Consider the following 17,255-nt stretch of genomic DNA (forward strand, 5'->3'; position numbering starts at 1 on the left):
AATTAACGATATATTTCACGTATGTACTTTTTTTCTACAAATATGATAAAAAAAGCGGTTTTTCATCTATTTTTTAACCATTTTTATTTAAAAAAAACCTTTTAATAGGATTTTATTTTTTTAATTAGCCATTTCGCGCAAAATCATATTTGAGTCAATATAGCTATAAATTGTATAAATGAACAATAAACAACCACATCAAACCATCAGAATCCATTTTGCATCTTCTAAGCCACGTAATCACATTCAATATTCTGTCAATTTCAAGTTATCCTTAGACTTAAAGCACTTTCTTTAAATATTTTTTTAAATCAAATCTTCAAATCCTTCGTAATAAGCTTCTTTTATTAGATTGAAGCTGTCTGTTTTAAATATTTCATATTTGCCACACCAATCTACCCCCTATCTCAATCTCTATGCATCACACTCTTATGTATCTATTCATATAGACATCTTCTATATGTTGCAGGTATGTCCATTTGAGGAATTCTGATCCTAAGGTGTAGTCAAGCCAAAAGTGTTTTGATGCTTATGTCGTCAAGCATAGATCATCTATCTTCGGCTTCTTGATTTATCTCCTCTGTTTGATCCGTGCTGTCAGAAGCATCGCTAAGCGCGCGATTGTCTACATAGATGGGCCATTACTTCCAATACAGTCTGACGCTTACCTTGATAATCTTCAGCGCAAAACATCATTTTTGCCCGTATAGGTAGACGTTCATGAATAAAAGCAAACAGCTGATAATGCGCACCAACATCCATATTTAAGAAAATTTCCTCTATTTGCTTATATTGCGCCTGTTTGACCATTTCTGGCTGATATTGAAATAAACAGCACAGAACAGCATCAATCTGCTCATCATTATTGTCTGTATTGTAATAAGCCATGTCTCTCCCACTTTATTGTTTATTTATCTATAAAATACTTTAGCGTCTACATCAGTGCTTTAAATTATCCTACATTCTAAAGTGCAGACCGAATGTACAATCATCATATATAACAATGATTAGATAAAAACTGCCACGTTTTTATCCTTAAGGCGCATAGAGACGATTTATTTTTTTACATAGACTGGGTTTTATTTTTTGAACCCCGACTTATGCCTGCGCATTTCATTTCCCGTTTGATCCTGCTACTGAGTGGCCTTGCGCTGATGGCATTTGGTGTCACGATTTCTATTCACTCTAATCTAGGCACATCGCCCATTTCATCTATCCCTTATAGCTATAGCTTCATCTTTAATATGAGTGTTGGCACATTAACCGTACTGATGCATATCGTAATGATTCTGCTTCAAATGGCTTTGCTGGGTAAACAGTTTCAATGGCGCCAATGGCTACAACTTCCTGTAGGCATTATTTTTGGTGCGTTTATTGATATATTAATGTGGGCGACACAAGGCTGGTCTATGCATGTTTATGCGCTACAAATTGGCGCCTGCCTGTTCAGTTGCTTAATTACTGCCATTGGTGTCTGCCTTGTCGTGAAAGCAAATTTGGTGTTTTTGGCGGGCGAAGGCTTATATGCAGCTGTCTCTAAGCGTTTTGGCTTTGAGTTTGGTAGCTGTAAAACCTATGGCGATATTGTATTGGTCCTGATCGCAGTAATTAGCGCTTGGTCTGTGCTGGGTGAAATTATTGGAGTTCGCGAAGGCACAATCATTACTGCGCTAGCAGTCGGCAGTCTGGTGAAACGAATGCTACCGAAGCTCAGCTTTATAAAATTTAATCAATAATAAAAAATAAACATAAAATCCTCAGCAAGTCTGGGGATTTTTTATTTTAAGGATTAAAAATTAAGCGTGTAGAAATTTAAGAAAATAAAAAGGAAGAGATCTCTCCCAAAATCCCTCCCTCGGAGTTGAATCTTTATTCGATCCATCGTGTAGTTATTATAGTTATTCTCTAGTATTTAAAAAAAAGTCCCTTGGGGAAGAGACTGATAAATTGTGGAGTAATTATTATCTATACCCTCTAGATATGGTAAAAATCTCTAGATGAATAAATACTATACATAAGGTATATAAAATGCAAGTGATATGGAAAAATTTAATTGTTGTTTTTATAAGGTTTTTTTGAATTTGCTTATCTAGTTTACTAATATGAATATTCAATAAAAAAAGCAGGCCGAAGCCTGCTTTTTAATTCAATCACTTATAAGAACTTAAGTGCGTTATCAGTCTACAAATATCACTTTAGCAATGGCCTTTTTGCTCGATTGAACGATTAAAGTCACGTTTTCTTTCACAGAAAAAGAGGCGTCTACTTCTTTCCAATCCACTTTTACAGCACCACGTGCAACTGCATCTTTGGCTTGCGCAGCATTTTTAACTAAACCAGCTGCACGCAAAATAGACGCAATAAACATTTCGCCACCAAATTCTGCACGTGATACGGTTACTTCTGGCGTACCTTCAGGTAATTCACCTTCAGTAATTAAGTTACCCGCACCTTTATGTGCGCTGGCTGCAGCTTCACTACCATGGAAACGTTCAACCAATTCCAATGCAAGAATCTTTTTCACTTCTTGTGGATTACGGCCTTCAGCAACTTCTTTTAATAATTGCTGAATTTCTTCAATTGATTTGAAACTTAAAAGATCAAAGTAACGTTCAATCAAAGCATCTGGCATTGAAAGTACTTTTTGGTACATCGCGCCTGGTGCATCAAACACAGCAATATAGTTGCCTAAAGATTTAGACATCTTATTCACGCCGTCTAGACCTTCAAGAATAGGCACCGTAATGCAGACTTGTGCTTCTTGGTCATAACGACCTTGCAATGTACGACCCATTAATAAGTTAAAGGTCTGATCCGTACCACCTAACTCAACGTCTGCTTGCAATGCAACAGAGTCATAACCTTGTACCAATGGATACAAAAATTCATGAATCGCAATCGGTTGATGGCTGTTATAACGCTTAGTAAAGTCATCACGTTCTAACATACGTGCCACTGTTTGCTGTGAAGCAAGCTGAATTAAATCGGCAGCAGTTTTTTGACCGAACCATTCAGAGTTGAAAACCACTTTGGTTTTTGCTGGATCAAGAATTTTAAATACTTGTTCTTGATAAGTTTTTGCATTTTCCAAAACTTTTTCACGTGACAAAGGTGGGCGCGTTGCGCTTTTACCTGTTGGGTCACCAATCATCGCAGTATAGTCGCCAATCAAGAAATAAACTTCGTGACCTAAATCTTGAAATACTTTTAATTTATTAATTAAAACTGTATGACCTAAATGCAAATCAGGCGCTGTAGGATCAAAACCCGCCTTAATTTTTAAAGGACGATTTTGTTTTAACTTCTTCAGAAGGTCTTCTTCAGAAATAATTTCGTGAGTGCCTCGTTGGATGAGGGCAAGTTGTTCTTCAGCCGGCAGGAAATTTGACATCTCAAAACCCAAATACATCAGTTATTCAATTTGTGCGATATACTAACACTTTTTCAGCACTTTGCAGGCTTAAGAATAATCATGACCGCGATCTATATTGGAGTAATGACGGGCACCAGCATGGATGGTGTCGATATTGCCGCTGCTTCTTTTAATCCCTTACAACTACATGCCACGCTAACCCTTGAGTTTGATCCCGATTTACGTGATGAACTGATGGCGCTCACCTTACCTAGTGATAATGAAATTGACCGCATGGGGAAAGCGGATGTTGCTTTGGCTACCATGATTGGCGAAGGCGTTAATCGCTTAATTGCAGAAAATAATTTAGATAAAACTCAAATTAAAGCCATTGGCTCACATGGACAAACCATTCGTCATCGCCCAGAACACGGCTTTACGCTACAAATTGGCGACCCCAATATTATTAGTGAAATTACCCAACTTCCTGTTATTTCTGATTTTCGTCGTCGTGATATGGCTGCAGGTGGCCAAGGTGCACCGCTTGTTCCTGCCTTTCACCAAGATGTTTTCCAACACAATAGCATCCATCGTGTGATTTTAAATTTAGGTGGCATTGCCAACGTCAGCCTTCTGCCCGCAGGTGATCCAGACAGTGTATATGGTTTTGATACTGGCCCTGCCAATATTTTAATGGATGCTTGGTGCCATCGTTATACGGGTCAAGCTTATGATGAAAATGGCAATTGGGCAGCCTATGGCACGCCCATTCGTAGCCTACTTGATCGACTCCAAGCACATGACTTCTTTGCCAAAGAGCCACCAAAAAGTACAGGCCGTGAAGACTTCAACTTAGAATGGTTAGATGAACAAGTTGCCGATTGGCGTAGCGATCTTGAATATGATGAATTAGAAGACACACCTGAAAATATTCAAGCGACCTTAATGAAGCTCACCACACGCGCCATTAAAAAAGCGATTTACCGCTCCAATATGCCAACAGGTGAAGTCTATGTTTGTGGTGGCGGTGCATATAATTCACATCTACTTGAGCAATTACGCTGGCGTTTACGTAAGCACCAATGGACCGTGCAAAGCACAGCTGATCTTGGTTTGAGCCCAACATGGGTAGAAGCAACAGCCTTTGCTTGGCTGGCTATGCGCTTTGTTCAGCAACAATCAGGAAACCTTCCTGCTGTGACGGGTGCAAAAGGTTATCGCGTATTGGGTACGATTACCGCTGTATAACGTCAAAAAAATGACACAAAAAAGCCTGCTAATGCAGGCTTTTTAATAAATGCGACAGAATCATTTTAAAATAAGTTTGGCATTTTCAGTTCGAAACGCCTTTAAAACCACTTGCCCAGCACGACCAGTCGGACTTAAACCCAATTTAATTTGCTCTTGGCGGATCGCCTGACGGGTTTTATCACCAATTAAACCGTCCACATTGCCAATATCATAGCCTTTATTCAGTAAGTACTGCTGTATTTCACGACGTTCTGTACGCGAAGTCCCAGCATCATCCGTTGGCCAAGCAGTGCTAAACCCACCTTTTCCCTGCAAACGATCTGACAAATGTGCAATGGCTAAGGCATAACTTTCAGCCGCGTTGTAACTATAAATTGCATCAAAGTTTTTAAACACTAAAAACAGCGGGCCATTTTCACCTGCTGGCATCATTAAGCCCGCTTGTGAACTTTCACTTAAATTGCCCTGAATTAATGGTGAACCATCTGCGCGTAATACACCACGATTTACCCACGATGCCAATGATTTTTTATTGCGCCGGCCTTCGCCACCCAAATAAGTTCCTGCTGGCACTTTAACCTCAAAGCCCCAAGGTTGCCCAGTTTGCCAACCGCGCTTACTCAAAAAATTGGCTGTAGATGCCAAGGCATCTGGCACGCTTGAAACCAAATCACGTCGACCATCGCCATCAAAATCGACAGCAAGCTCATCATAAGTCGATGGCATAAATTGGGTATGACCGAAAGCACCAGCCCATGAACCTTTTAATTGATCCTCGCGCACATCACCACGTTGTAATAAACGAAGTGTGGTAAAAAATTCTCCACGGAAAAATCCCTGACGACGCCCCTCACAACTTAAAGTTCCCAAGGCTTGCAATAAAGGATAAGAACCTGCAATTTGTCCAAAATTACTTTCTACCCCCCATACAGCAACCACCGTTTCGGCAGGAACACCATAAGCACTCGCCACTCGGTTTAATACATCTTTATGCTGTTGAAGCTTTTGTAGACCTACTTGCACACGTTCATCATCTACCAATCCAGATAGATAATCCCAAATTGGCGTTGAAAACTCAGGCTGGTAATTAAGCTTTTCTAAAACTGAATAATCTGGCGTCAAATTTTGCGTATAGCGGTCATAAGTATTGGCATAGACACCACTCGCAAGGGCCTGCCCACGTAATTGACTTAAACAAGCTTGGAAATTTTGAGTTTGGGCTGGTGATTGAATATCAGTTGAAGTTGTAACGACTTTTTGCCCATTAATAATTAATTCAGCATGCGCTGTCGTCACTGCAAACAATGTGCTTGTACACAATAAAATGAATGAACGCATATCCGCCTTATTTTTCTGGAAGTGTATTTGATTCTTAGCTTAACACCAGATTATGTATTTTTATGGAGGAATACGTAACTTTTGAATTCATTTTAAATTTAAAGCAAGTTTTTAGTTTTGAATTCAAAAAACTTACCCACAATTTAGCTTAAGTATTTTTAAATTCAAAAACCAGAAATAAAGAATGAATTTAAATTCATTTTCAGTCAAAAGTTTTAAATTCAAACTTTTATCCACATTCTTTTAAGGTGTAAAAATCTGATAAATAAGTAATTTTTAAATAATCTCAATAGGTTTTATTATGAATTTAAACACCAATAAATTTAAATTCAAACATTGAATTTAAAAGTAGCACTTTAAATTTGAATTCATTTTTTTGAATTTAAATTCATTGCTTATGTTTTGAATTCAAAGTTGGTTTTTATTGTTCATTTGATCTGAATGAAAAGTTAAATTCGCTGAGCGATCTTACTCAATTGAGTAGCACAGCTATGCAGCAATATTTATAGCAAATGGGTGAATTTACAATCAATTTCGTTGGCTTTGAAACCGACCAAAGGTCAGTCTGCGTAAAAGAGGCGCAATCATGCCCGAAGTTGAGGTATAAAAAAAGCGACCACTGACGTGATCGCTTTTTTTTACAGCAACTGGATGCTTAGATGCTCATATCTTCGCTAAGTGCCAATGGATTTGGCAGAATTTTTGCCAATTGGCGACATAAAGTTGTCAATGCTGCACTGTCATTCGGCATTAAAGTGATATGACCAATCTTACGACCTTCACGCTCTGACTTGTTATAAAGGTGTAAATGCGCACCCTCTAAAGCCAAAACATCTTCAGATTTTGGATGTTGACCAATAATATTCACCATTACGGTCGGGCGAACCACAGCTGTTGAACCTAGAGGCAAGCCTGCAACCGCACGAATATGGTTTTCAAATTGAGAACACACTGAACCTTCAATCGACCAATGCCCAGAGTTATGTACGCGTGGCGCCATTTCATTGGCATACAAGCCTTTGTCTGTAACAAATAGCTCAAGCGTCAACACACCCACATAATTCAAATGATTAAGCAGGCGAGTGATGTAGTCTTGCGCCACAGGCTGTAAGTCTACGCTGTTCGGTGCTGGGACAATCGAGTGCGATAAAATGCCGTTGTGGTGGTGATTTTCAGCCAATGGCCATGTTTTCACATCGCCATTTTGACCGCGAACGGCAATAATTGAGACTTCACGCGAGAAAGTCACAAAACTTTCTGCAATTAATTCACCCGCAGGGCCTAGCTCAGCCCAAGCTTGCGCAATTTGATCAGCAGAGCGAAGGACAAACTGACCTTTACCATCATAACCACCGCGAGATGTTTTGAGGACGATCGGTAAACCCAACTCAACCACAGCAGTATTTAGGCCTTCAAGCGATGTAACGGCCTTGTACGGCGCAACTGGAATGTCTAGTTCATCAAATAAGGCTTTTTCAGATAAACGATGCTGCGCAATTGCAAGTGCTTGACGTGGTGGGTGCAAAGTTTTGCTTTTGGTCAGCACATCAACATCGGTTAATGGTGTGTTTTCAAACTCTAGACTAAACACATCCGCACTGGCCATAAAGTCTTGCAAGCCATTTTCAGCTTTGGTCGAAAACACTGGACCAAGTGCCGCTGATGGGCAATCTGCACTGGCTTCAAAAAAAGTACATTGCACATTTAGCGGTAAAGCAGCTTGCGCCATCATACGACCCAGCTGGCCACCACCAAAAATACCAATGGTTTTATCCATGATATAACTCCCGTATTAAGCTTGCTCTTAGTTCTGACCAGGAATATTGTTACTAGCCACTTTATCTGTTTGTGCAGCACGGAAATCTGCTACATTTTTTGCAATTTCAGGACGCGTAAGACCTAAAATTTGCGCAGCCATAATGGCAGCATTGGTTGCACCAGCAGGACCAATGGCTAATGTACCCACTGCAATACCCGCAGGCATTTGTACAATTGAAAGCAATGAATCAACGCCGTTTAAAATCGAAGACTTCACTGGAACACCCAGTACTGGAAGATCTGTTTTGGCAGCACACATACCCGGTAAATGCGCAGCACCACCTGCACCCGCAATAATCACTTGAATGCCACGATCACGCGCTTGTTCTGCATATTCAAAAAGACGGTCTGGCGTACGGTGCGCAGACACCACTTCCGCTTCAAATGGGACACCAAGCTGCTTAAGCATATTGGCAGTGTGTTCGAGAGTTGCCCAATCTGATTGAGAACCCATGATAATTCCAACGAGAGGAGTGTCTTGTGAAGCGGCCGCATTCATTGCAATGTTTCCAGAGATTAGTTAAGAGAGATAAATCTCGACTAGAGCCAAGCTTTAATAAGAGCCCCATATTATAGACTGAATTTTCAGCTCACCAAAATCTTAGAGTCAAACTAAGCACAGATTTTTATTATTTTTTTATGAAGCTTGGCAAAACTCAAATAAAAATAGGGCAGTAGCCCTATGAATTAAATTATTGGCTACGAAAGACAAAATATACACAGCCCAATAGACACAAGCCCGCCCAGAGATAATCCAGTTTAAATGGCTGTTTAAACAAAAAAATCATGAAGGGCACAAACACCAGCAAAGTCACGACTTCTTGGGTAATTTTCATTTCGCCCATAGACCAACCTTGTTGAGCAAGGTAGCGCGTCGCAGGAATCATAAAACTGTATTCTGCCAAGGCAATAATCCAACTCAATAGGATTGCTTTCCAGAGTGGCGCATCGTGCGGTAAAAATTTTAGATGACCATACCATGCCAAGGTCATAAAGCAGTTCGCAACGATCAATAATATAAAGGGCAGATACATTGGCTCAACGGTCTCACTAGAGGTGTCGCCATTTTACTTTTTTTCTAAGCAAATTCTTAGTCTATTGCCATGTTTTATGCCATAAAATGAGCTTTAAAGAGTGCGCGAATATTCTACGACCAGCAACAAGAAAAACTATCTTTTCGCCAAGAGCCTTGCTATGGTTGCTTTCACATCAAATTAATCACGACAACAGCACCAATAATACGTGATGTGTCTATAAAAGCAGTGGAGTGAGCGTATGCATCTGCATATTTTAGGTATTTGCGGCACCTTTATGGGTTCTCTGGCGCTATTGGCGCGAGACCTTGGCCATAAGGTGACGGGTTCAGATCAAAACGTTTATCCTCCAATGTCGACCCAACTCGAAAATGCAGGCATCACTTTAATTCAGGGCTATGACCGTAGCCAGCTCCAACCACAGCCTGACCTTGTGATTGTAGGTAATGCCATGAAACGTGGCATTGATGTGGTGGAATACATGCTTAATGAAGGCATGCCATATATTTCTGGCCCGCAGTTCCTTGCAGACTATGTACTACAAGGTAAACACGTACTTGGCGTTGCAGGGACTCACGGCAAAACGACAACGACAACCATGCTGGCATGGGTTTTGGATCAAGCTGGTCTTCAGCCAGGCTTCCTCATTGGTGGCGTGCCTTTAGGGTTTAGCGAAAGCGCACGTTTAGGCGCTGGAAAATACTTCTGCGTAGAAGCAGATGAATACGATTCAGCGTTTTTTGATAAGCGTTCTAAGTTCGTGCATTACCATCCAAAAACAGCCATTCTAAATAATCTTGAGTTTGATCATGCCGACATCTTTGATGATTTGGCTGCTATTCAAAAACAATTCCATCACTTGGTCCGCACCATTCCGAGTGAAGGTCGCATTATTGCTCCGATTACAGAAAGCAATATTGATGAAGTATTAGAAAAAGGATGCTGGACACCTGTAGTGCGTACGTCTTTAGATGCCAATGAAAATTCTGAACTCTACGCAGAGCAACTCTCAGCAGATGGTTCACATTTTAAAGTGCTACAACACGGCATTGTAAAGGGTGAAGTGAAATGGAACATGACAGGCCAACACTCTGTTGCTAATGCTTTGGCAACTATTGCTGCAGCTGAGCACGTGGGTGTATCCATTGAAACGGCCTGTGAAGCACTGTCCAATTTTGGTGGTGTAAAACGCCGTATGGAACTACTCGGCACAGTCCGTGGCATTGAAGTGTACGATGACTTCGCACATCACCCAACAGCAATTGATACGACATTAGAAGGTGCGCGCAAACGTTTAGGCGAACGCAAGCTATGGGCGATTATTGAACCACGCTCAAACACCATGCGTATGGGGAGTCATAAAGATGGGCTAGCACATTCGGCCCGTCTGGCAGATGAAGTGATTTGGTATCAACCTGAAGGTTTGGATTGGGACTTAGAACCTGTGATTCAAGCTTCACCAAACAAAGCAATGGTTGCACGTACTTTGGATGACATCATTCAAAAAGTCGTTACAGAAGCAGGCGAGGGCGATGCAGTGGTGATTATGTCGAATGGTGGCTTCGGTGGCCTGCATCAAAAATTGATTACTGCTTTAACAGCATAATTTAAAACATGGTTCTGCTATTTTTAAAGGAGCCCGCGTAGCGGGCTTTTTTCATTTTTAGAGGTCTAAATATCTTAAAGATAGGGCTTATAGCCACGCATACGGTAACCTTGTGTGAGTTTTGGCTTCGGATCACTATTTTGTAAACGTAGTAATAATTCCAAAAATACAGGAATTTGTTCAGTCCGAAGCTCATGCGGTAAAAATGCATTCAAACCGAATCTTTTAAACAGTGTTCCAATCGAGCTATGTTTATTCACGTATTTCATTGACCATTCAGAAAAATGAAGCTGATCAATCATACGATTTTCAAAACGTATGAGATTGTGGTGGCGCGGATCACTCGCAATTTTAGTGTAGACTTTTTCTAAAACCTGCGCTTCTGCTTCAAGGCACTGAAAAAAACGGCCTTCCGCATAGTACAACACGCCGTAAATTTTATGCACCTGATTAAAATTTCGCGCAGAGACTAAAATATCACTTAAATCCTCAAGTAAGTCCTTTTGATTTTCTTGACGGGTACTGGCATAGCACAACTGCATCATAAGTTTCATCCTAAAATAAGCACGAAGCGCTTCGATTTTTCAATTTTAATTCGATTGTTTTTTATTCAAATGTAATTTTATTCTTACAGCCAATTATGCCAACTGCATCTCAATTTTTCAAAAAATTTCAGATAAAATTGGCCAATATTACGCACCAACATTTTCTGGTGCTTTTACCTCCAAAACAATAAAAGAGGTTATCTATGCTCCCAAACATTTTCAAAACATTTGGATTAATTGCTGTTACAAGCGTTTTGGTACTGGTGTTTTATCATTTAGGCCTTAATGACCTGTTGAACGTGCTCATCACTTCCGCTGTGCTAGGCGCATCCCTGTGTTATTTCGTTGGCCAGCGTGTATATCTAATTGCAACTCTTGTAGCATTGAGCGCCGTGCTGTTTTATCACAGCGCATTCGACCTGCTTCAAATGATGTTAGCTAGCGCACCATTGGGCTATATCGCAATTTATATGGTGCAACGCTATGCTAAATCCCGTAAAAAGCAACATCGCTTAGCATCGAATCCTAATCGCGAGTTTTTAAATTCTTAACAATCATATAAAAAGATGGATGAGGTACATCTATAGGCTCTGATATTTTATTGAAGCATTGCTGTACCAGTCCAGTGATGCTGTCAGGTGTTTTTTTAAGCACGCAAATCTGCAAGGCTTTTGTCCCGTTTAAACATTACATCAACATAAGAGCAAGCTGGAATAATTTTCAAATGCTTTTCACGTGCATAATTAACGAGGCTATCGAGCATTTCACGGGCTGCGCCCTGACCACGCAATGAATGATCTACCCAGGTATGATTGGCAACAATTTTATGTTCATCATTCCAGATATAACTAATTTCTGCGACACGCTCACCGTTTTCGTTCAACTTGAAAAATTCACCCTGCTGACCATTATCTTGATGTTGAAGTTGCATTGTTATACTCCTGAATACCGTCCAAATGACATTTTAAAATAACTGAATTAATCGACTAAACTATTTAAAAACGTTAAAAAATACCTAATTTCAGTGATATCAAATCATACTAATTTTCTCTAAATTCATCAGCTAAAGCTGTTCTTTTTTTGTTTTGATCTTTTCTTGGGGATTTCAATGGATTTATATCTTGCTGCTATCGGATTTTTAATACTCATTGCGATATTACTGGCCGTATCAATGTACCGCTCACGCTTTTAAGCGAAATACCTGCTGGAATGCAACAGGCATCTTCTCAATCAATTGATATGTTCAACTGAATGATACAATGATCAGTTTTATCCGTTCTTCTGTCTATGTTTAAAAGATAGTATCTTTTCAAAGACAGCATCAGTTGCCGTCAGATTAATGAAACGTCATCCATTAAACCAACACATCACGAATTTCTGGATCTTTGTCAAAAACTGATTTGGCAAACGGGCATAGCGGTATAATTTTCACTTCACGATCACGTGCAAATTGCACCGCTGCATCAACCAAATGTCGCCCTACACCTTGACCACGTAAGCGATCGCTTACATCTGTATGGTCAATAATAAATTTGTCTGTACCCGCCCAGGAATAGGTCATTTCAGCCAATCGTTCACCTTCTTGATCCACATAAAATGCGCCTTTACTGCCATTTTCTTGATGCTGTACGATCATGTGTTCACCTATTTTTATTGAATGGATATATAGAACCATTGATTTGTTCTTTAGTATTTTTTATTGATATTTATGTAGATATTCAATAGCACTTAACAATTCTTCACCATAACCCTAGAATGACGAAAATTTTTAAAATGCCCGACCATGTCTAGCTCCCATTCCGATACATCCACCACCCGCCAATGGGTCAGTGTGATTACACTCGCTTTTGCAGCCTTTATTTTTAATACCACGGAATTTATTCCCGTAGCACTACTGAGCGATATTGGCAAAAGCTTTGATATGGCCGCCACCGAAACTGGCATTATGATTACCTTGTATGCATGGGTGGTCGCACCGATCTCTCTGCCGATTATGCTACTGACCAAAAATATTGAACGTCGCTTTCTGCTGATGGCGCTGTTCACTGTATTTATTGTGAGTCATGTGCTGTCATATTTTGCATGGAGCTTTAATACACTTCTGGTCAGTCGTATTGGCATTGCATTTTCACATGCTTTATTTTGGTCAATTACTGCTTCGCTTGCTGTGCGTGTTGCACCTGAAGGTAAGGCGTTTCAGGCGCTGGGCCTGCTCGCAACGGGTACGGCGCTGGCCATGGTGCTTGGTATTCCTTTTGGGCGTATGGTGGGTGAGGCCTATGGCTGGCGCAATACATTCGCACTGATTGCTGTGGGTGCCACTGTAGTGTGCCTAACATTGGTTAAAACCTTGCCATTGCTACCTAGCCAAAACTCTGGCTCTTTAAGTAGCTTAAAATCCTTTGTACAACGTCCTAGCCTTATTATGGTGTTTGCACTAACCGTAATTGTGATTACGGCGCAGTTTACTGCTTATAGTTATATTGAGCCTTTTGCATTGAACATAGCACAGCTCAGCTCCACAGAAACCACAGCACTCCTATTAATCTATGGTGGTGCAGGCTTTATTGGCTCTTACCTATTTGGTAAATTTGGTGCTAAATATCCACGCATTAGTATTCCAATGTTCACGGTGCTACTGGCTGCGTCTATGCTTTTGATGCTTCCTGCTTCAGGTAGCTTTATAAGCTTCAGCGTATTAAGCCTATTTTGGGGCATTGGCATTATTGGTTTTAGTCTGGCACTACAGTCTAAAACCTTAAATTTGGCCTCCGATGCAACTGACGTAGCCATGGCAATTTATTCAGGCTTATACAATGTCGGCATTGGTGGCGGTGCCTTACTCGGTGGCATCGTTTCACTGCAATTTGGGCTGAGTAGTATTGGCATTATTGGCGGGATCTTAGCGGTGATTGGAACAATACTGGCCGCCGTATTGGTACAGCGTAATGATTTTAGGACTTAAGCAGATAGACATACAAAAATTGCACAGATAAGGTTTGCTTAGTTCAGCAAAATCTGAGAAGATCGCCAAAGATTTGAACACGATTCAATCACTCAATTATGCAAGACAAGGGGAGTAGCCTCCTCCAAACGCAATCATTCGTTAATGATTACGTGTCAGAATATCGTCATTACACTTTGCAAAAAGTCGGTATCTGAGCATTTTAGCTGACAAAATGTCCATACTAAAATGTAGGCAAGACCTTGATCATGTTGTTACAGATGTTTTTATTCATCTGGCAACAGGTCAAGGTTTTTTTATGGCCGGTTGTTAGATGTGGAGGATACACACATGGAAACAATCGGCTCACTATGGCTATATTTAGCATTTTTCGGTTTAGTTACCGTTATGCTGATTATCGACTTTTTAGGCTTTAAAAATAATCAGGGCCAAGAAGTTAAAGTTAAAACAGCTGCCTATTGGAGTATTGCTTGGGTCTCAGTAGCCACATTGTTTGGTGGCGGACTCTGGCTCTATCTACAACAAACCGTAGGCGTTACTGTGGCCAATACCAAGGTCATGGAATACTTTGCAGGTTATCTGTTAGAAAAATCTCTTGCTGTAGATAACGTCTTTGTCTGGCTCATGATCTTTGCTGCTTTTGCAATCCCACCAGCATTACAGCGTAAGCTTTTACTTTACGGCGTATTGGGTGCGATTGTACTTCGAACTATCTTTATCTTTATTGGTGCATGGTTCGTACAAGAATTTTCGTGGATCCTATATATCTTCGGTGCGTTCTTGGTCTATACCGGCTTCAAGTTCTTAAAAGGACAAGAGGAAGAAGATACCAATATTGAAGATATGGCCATTTTAAAATGGTTACGCAAACACATGCGCATTACCCCACAAATGCAAGACGATAAATTCTTTGTCCGTCAGAATGGTGTGCTGTGGGCAACGCCTTTATTTTTGGTGCTCATATTGGTTGAAGCTTCAGATGTCATTTTTGCTGTCGATTCTATTCCTGCAATTTTTGCGGTCACCACAGACCCATTTATTGTATTAACCGCAAATTTGATGGCAATTTTGGGTTTACGTGCCATGTTCTTCTTGTTATCGGGTGCCGCGTCAAAAATGCATTATCTTCCTTATGGTCTGGGGCTGATCTTGGTATTTATTGGTTTCAAAATGTTGATGCTCGATGTGTTTCATATGCCAATTTGGATTTCACTCGGCTTTATCATCATTACCCTTGCGATTACCGCAATACTGTCTATTCGACATAGTAAAAAATATAACGAAACGACCCTTTAATTTAGGGTGATCAAAAGCCTGCGTCAGCAGGCTTTTTATTTTTCTAAGGTCAATCTTTGCCATTTTTGTAAAAATTGTTTGCTTAGCATTCGCTGTTCAAAGACAGCATAGCTGACTAGATTGGCATTCCAACGCAATTTTAATTCAAATAAATCATCTAAACCGAATGGTGCAATTAACTCAAAATCACCGTCTTTATTTACACGTAAAGCTAGCGCTGTAGCAGTTTCAGGCCACATAGACAAAGCATCTTTAACTGAACTCAGTGGCTTAATTCTCGCACCTTGATCTGTACGATACCATTCATGCACAAAAGCCTGATTAGTGACATCCCAAGCTATATTTGAAAATTCTTGTTCTAATTTTGCTTTGAGTCTAGCTTCAATATGACATGCAGTCGAATCAAAGAAAATTACATCAATTTCAGTGTGTAAAATTTCATATTCACGCTCATGTAAATGTGCCCAAACCACATGACGTAAAACACCTGCTGCTACATAAGCATTAGGTTGGAACTGAGCCAAGCACAGTAAAATTTGCATCAATCGTGGTTGCGCACGCACAATCTTATAGAACTGCTCAAGATAATTTTGGGAGGTCATTGAAAATCAAGATCATGCTTTAAAATGTGAATATTGATACAACCATGACAATTTTTTAAGCTACAATCAATCGAAAAAATCAAACAGCGTAGGTTAAAAATGTCTTCTGTAAATGCAACGACAGCGATCCATGGTCGCTTCCTCGACATTCAGAATACAGTTGCCCAAGCACGTGAAATACACGACCAAGTGCGATATGTAGAAGATGGTCTACTCATCAGCCAAGATGGCAAAATTCAGTGGTTTGGAACATGGCAAGACGGACAGGAACATGTGCCTGCACACGTTGAGGTGCAGCATTATCCTGATCAACTGATTGTCCCAGGTTTTATTGATACGCATATTCATTTTCCACAAACCGAAATGATGGGTGCATACGGCGAACAGCTTTTAGAGTGGTTAAATACCTATACATTTCCAACAGAATTACAATTCTCAGATCCTGAGTATGCCCAAACGATTGCAGAATTTTTTGTGCAAGAACTGCTTAAAAATGGCACCACGACAGCATTAGTGTTCTGCACAGTTCATCCTGAATCGGTTGATGCCTTATTTGAAGCTGCAAGCACCTATCAGATGCGCTTGATTGCAGGTAAAGTGATGATGGATCGCCATGCACCTGATGATTTGTGTGATACACCTGAACGTGCTTATAACGAGTCCAAGGCTTTAATTGAAAAGTGGCATGGCAAGGGCCGTAATTTGTACGCCATTACACCACGTTTTGCCCCAACATCGAGTCCTGAGCAACTGCAACGGGCAGGGGAGCTTAAAGCAGAATATCCAGATGTCTATGTCCATACACATTTAAGTGAAAACAAAAACGAAATTGAATGGGTTAAAGCATTATTTCCAGCGCAAAAAGGTTATTTGGATGTTTATCATCATTATGGTTTAACAGGCAAAAAATCAGTTTTTGCACATTGTGTACATTTAGAAGATGATGAATGGAACTGCATGCATGACACAGATTCAGCCATCGCTTTTTGCCCAACCTCAAACTTATTCCTTGGCAGTGGTTTATTTCCCTTACATACCGCATGGGAAAAACAAGTCAAAGTGGGTTTAGGCACAGACATTGGTGCGGGAACGTCTTTTAATCAATTACAAACCATTCAAGAAGCCTATAAAGTACAACAGTTACAAGGCAATAAATTGTCTGCTTTTGAAGCGCTGTATCATGCAACCTTAGGCGGTGCAAAAGCTTTGGATTTAGATCAGAACCTTGGTAACTTTAATCTAGGTAAAGAAGCTGATTTTGTGGTGTTAGATTTAAAAGCTACAGCATTACAACAGCTACGCCAATCGCGTGTAAAAGGCTTAGAAGATGCGCTATTTGCGCTGATGCTGATGGGTGATGATCGTAATATTCACGCTACCTATGTCTATGGTCAGCGAGTTTATCAAGCCTGTTAAATTTGCATTTTCTGATAACATTGGTTAGGCAT

At 40.3% G+C, this 17,255-nt stretch carries 17 protein-coding genes; 7 read left to right on the forward strand and 10 right to left on the reverse strand.

Going from position 1 to position 17,255, the window contains the following annotated elements; all coding sequences use genetic code 11:
* Positions 1 to 609 precede the first annotated feature (609 nt).
* On the reverse strand, positions 610 to 888 hold the full coding sequence (locus D9K81_RS15590) for a hypothetical protein (RefSeq protein WP_120375763.1): 279 nt from the start codon (positions 886 to 888) through the stop codon (positions 610 to 612).
* Positions 889 to 1,100: 212 nt separating this feature from the next.
* Here D9K81_RS15590 and D9K81_RS15595 point away from each other — a divergent pair, with 212 nt between their 5' ends.
* Positions 1,101 to 1,736, forward strand: coding sequence for a YczE/YyaS/YitT family protein (locus tag D9K81_RS15595; RefSeq protein ID WP_120375764.1), 636 nt, complete (start codon positions 1,101 to 1,103; stop codon positions 1,734 to 1,736).
* A 440-nt stretch (positions 1,737 to 2,176) separates the two neighbouring features.
* Here D9K81_RS15595 and tyrS read toward each other — a convergent pair whose 3' ends face one another.
* Positions 2,177 to 3,409, reverse strand: coding sequence for a tyrosine--tRNA ligase (tyrS, locus tag D9K81_RS15600; protein ID WP_171356371.1), 1,233 nt, complete (start codon positions 3,407 to 3,409; stop codon positions 2,177 to 2,179).
* Between the two features lie 63 nt (positions 3,410 to 3,472).
* On the opposite strand from tyrS, the gene D9K81_RS15605 reads away from it, so the two are divergent.
* Complete coding sequence (locus D9K81_RS15605) at positions 3,473 to 4,600, forward strand: anhydro-N-acetylmuramic acid kinase (protein ID WP_121523630.1); 1,128 nt, start codon at positions 3,473 to 3,475, stop codon at positions 4,598 to 4,600.
* A 60-nt stretch (positions 4,601 to 4,660) separates the two neighbouring features.
* Here D9K81_RS15605 and D9K81_RS15610 read toward each other — a convergent pair whose 3' ends face one another.
* From D9K81_RS15610 to D9K81_RS15625, 4 genes are all read right to left on the reverse strand, one after another.
* Positions 4,661 to 5,941, reverse strand: coding sequence for a lytic murein transglycosylase (locus tag D9K81_RS15610; RefSeq protein ID WP_120375766.1), 1,281 nt, complete (start codon positions 5,939 to 5,941; stop codon positions 4,661 to 4,663).
* Positions 5,942 to 6,596: 655 nt separating this feature from the next.
* Positions 6,597 to 7,718 carry a 5-(carboxyamino)imidazole ribonucleotide synthase gene (locus D9K81_RS15615; protein WP_120375767.1) on the reverse strand — a complete coding sequence of 374 codons (1,122 nt, stop codon included), beginning with the start codon at positions 7,716 to 7,718 and terminating at the stop codon, positions 6,597 to 6,599.
* Between the two features lie 27 nt (positions 7,719 to 7,745).
* Positions 7,746 to 8,258 carry a 5-(carboxyamino)imidazole ribonucleotide mutase gene (gene purE, locus D9K81_RS15620; RefSeq protein ID WP_120375768.1) on the reverse strand — a complete coding sequence of 171 codons (513 nt, stop codon included), beginning with the start codon at positions 8,256 to 8,258 and terminating at the stop codon, positions 7,746 to 7,748.
* Between the two features lie 193 nt (positions 8,259 to 8,451).
* Positions 8,452 to 8,793, reverse strand: a complete 342-nt coding sequence (locus D9K81_RS15625; protein ID WP_120375769.1) for a DMT family protein — start codon at positions 8,791 to 8,793, stop codon at positions 8,452 to 8,454.
* Between the two features lie 241 nt (positions 8,794 to 9,034).
* Between D9K81_RS15625 and mpl the strand changes: the two genes are divergently transcribed.
* Positions 9,035 to 10,399 (forward strand): UDP-N-acetylmuramate:L-alanyl-gamma-D-glutamyl-meso-diaminopimelate ligase, encoded by a 1,365-nt coding sequence (gene mpl, locus D9K81_RS15630; RefSeq protein WP_120375770.1) that lies wholly within the window; start codon positions 9,035 to 9,037, stop codon positions 10,397 to 10,399.
* A gap of 74 nt (positions 10,400 to 10,473) precedes the next feature.
* On the opposite strand, the gene D9K81_RS15635 is transcribed toward mpl, so the two are convergent.
* Positions 10,474 to 10,944 carry a BLUF domain-containing protein gene (locus tag D9K81_RS15635; protein ID WP_120375771.1) on the reverse strand — a complete coding sequence of 157 codons (471 nt, stop codon included), beginning with the start codon at positions 10,942 to 10,944 and terminating at the stop codon, positions 10,474 to 10,476.
* A 203-nt stretch (positions 10,945 to 11,147) separates the two neighbouring features.
* On the opposite strand from D9K81_RS15635, the gene D9K81_RS15640 reads away from it, so the two are divergent.
* The gene (locus tag D9K81_RS15640) at positions 11,148 to 11,495 is read left to right on the forward strand and encodes a hypothetical protein (RefSeq protein WP_120375772.1); all 348 of its coding nucleotides are present in this window, start codon (positions 11,148 to 11,150) and stop codon (positions 11,493 to 11,495) included.
* Positions 11,496 to 11,590: 95 nt separating this feature from the next.
* On the opposite strand, the gene D9K81_RS15645 is transcribed toward D9K81_RS15640, so the two are convergent.
* Positions 11,591 to 11,875 (reverse strand): GNAT family N-acetyltransferase, encoded by a 285-nt coding sequence (locus D9K81_RS15645; protein WP_120375773.1) that lies wholly within the window; start codon positions 11,873 to 11,875, stop codon positions 11,591 to 11,593.
* A 423-nt stretch (positions 11,876 to 12,298) separates the two neighbouring features.
* A complete protein-coding gene (locus tag D9K81_RS15650) occupies positions 12,299 to 12,580 on the reverse strand; it encodes a GNAT family N-acetyltransferase (protein ID WP_120375774.1) in 282 nt (93 codons plus the stop codon).
* 147 nt (positions 12,581 to 12,727) lie between these two features.
* On the opposite strand from D9K81_RS15650, the gene D9K81_RS15655 reads away from it, so the two are divergent.
* Entirely contained in the window at positions 12,728 to 13,909 is a 1,182-nt protein-coding gene (locus tag D9K81_RS15655; protein ID WP_121523632.1) for a sugar transporter, read from the forward strand.
* 330 nt (positions 13,910 to 14,239) lie between these two features.
* Positions 14,240 to 15,205 (forward strand): TerC family protein, encoded by a 966-nt coding sequence (locus D9K81_RS15660; protein WP_120375776.1) that lies wholly within the window; start codon positions 14,240 to 14,242, stop codon positions 15,203 to 15,205.
* Positions 15,206 to 15,240: 35 nt separating this feature from the next.
* Here D9K81_RS15660 and D9K81_RS15665 read toward each other — a convergent pair whose 3' ends face one another.
* Entirely contained in the window at positions 15,241 to 15,807 is a 567-nt protein-coding gene (locus D9K81_RS15665) for a nucleotidyltransferase family protein (protein ID WP_120375777.1), read from the reverse strand.
* Between the two features lie 99 nt (positions 15,808 to 15,906).
* On the opposite strand from D9K81_RS15665, the gene guaD reads away from it, so the two are divergent.
* Positions 15,907 to 17,223, forward strand: coding sequence for a guanine deaminase (gene guaD, locus D9K81_RS15670; RefSeq protein ID WP_120375778.1), 1,317 nt, complete (start codon positions 15,907 to 15,909; stop codon positions 17,221 to 17,223).
* Positions 17,224 to 17,255: the final 32 nt, after the last annotated feature.

Source organism: Acinetobacter chengduensis (assembly GCF_003664645.1).
In the GTDB taxonomy this organism is placed as follows: domain Bacteria; phylum Pseudomonadota; class Gammaproteobacteria; order Pseudomonadales; family Moraxellaceae; genus Acinetobacter; species Acinetobacter chengduensis.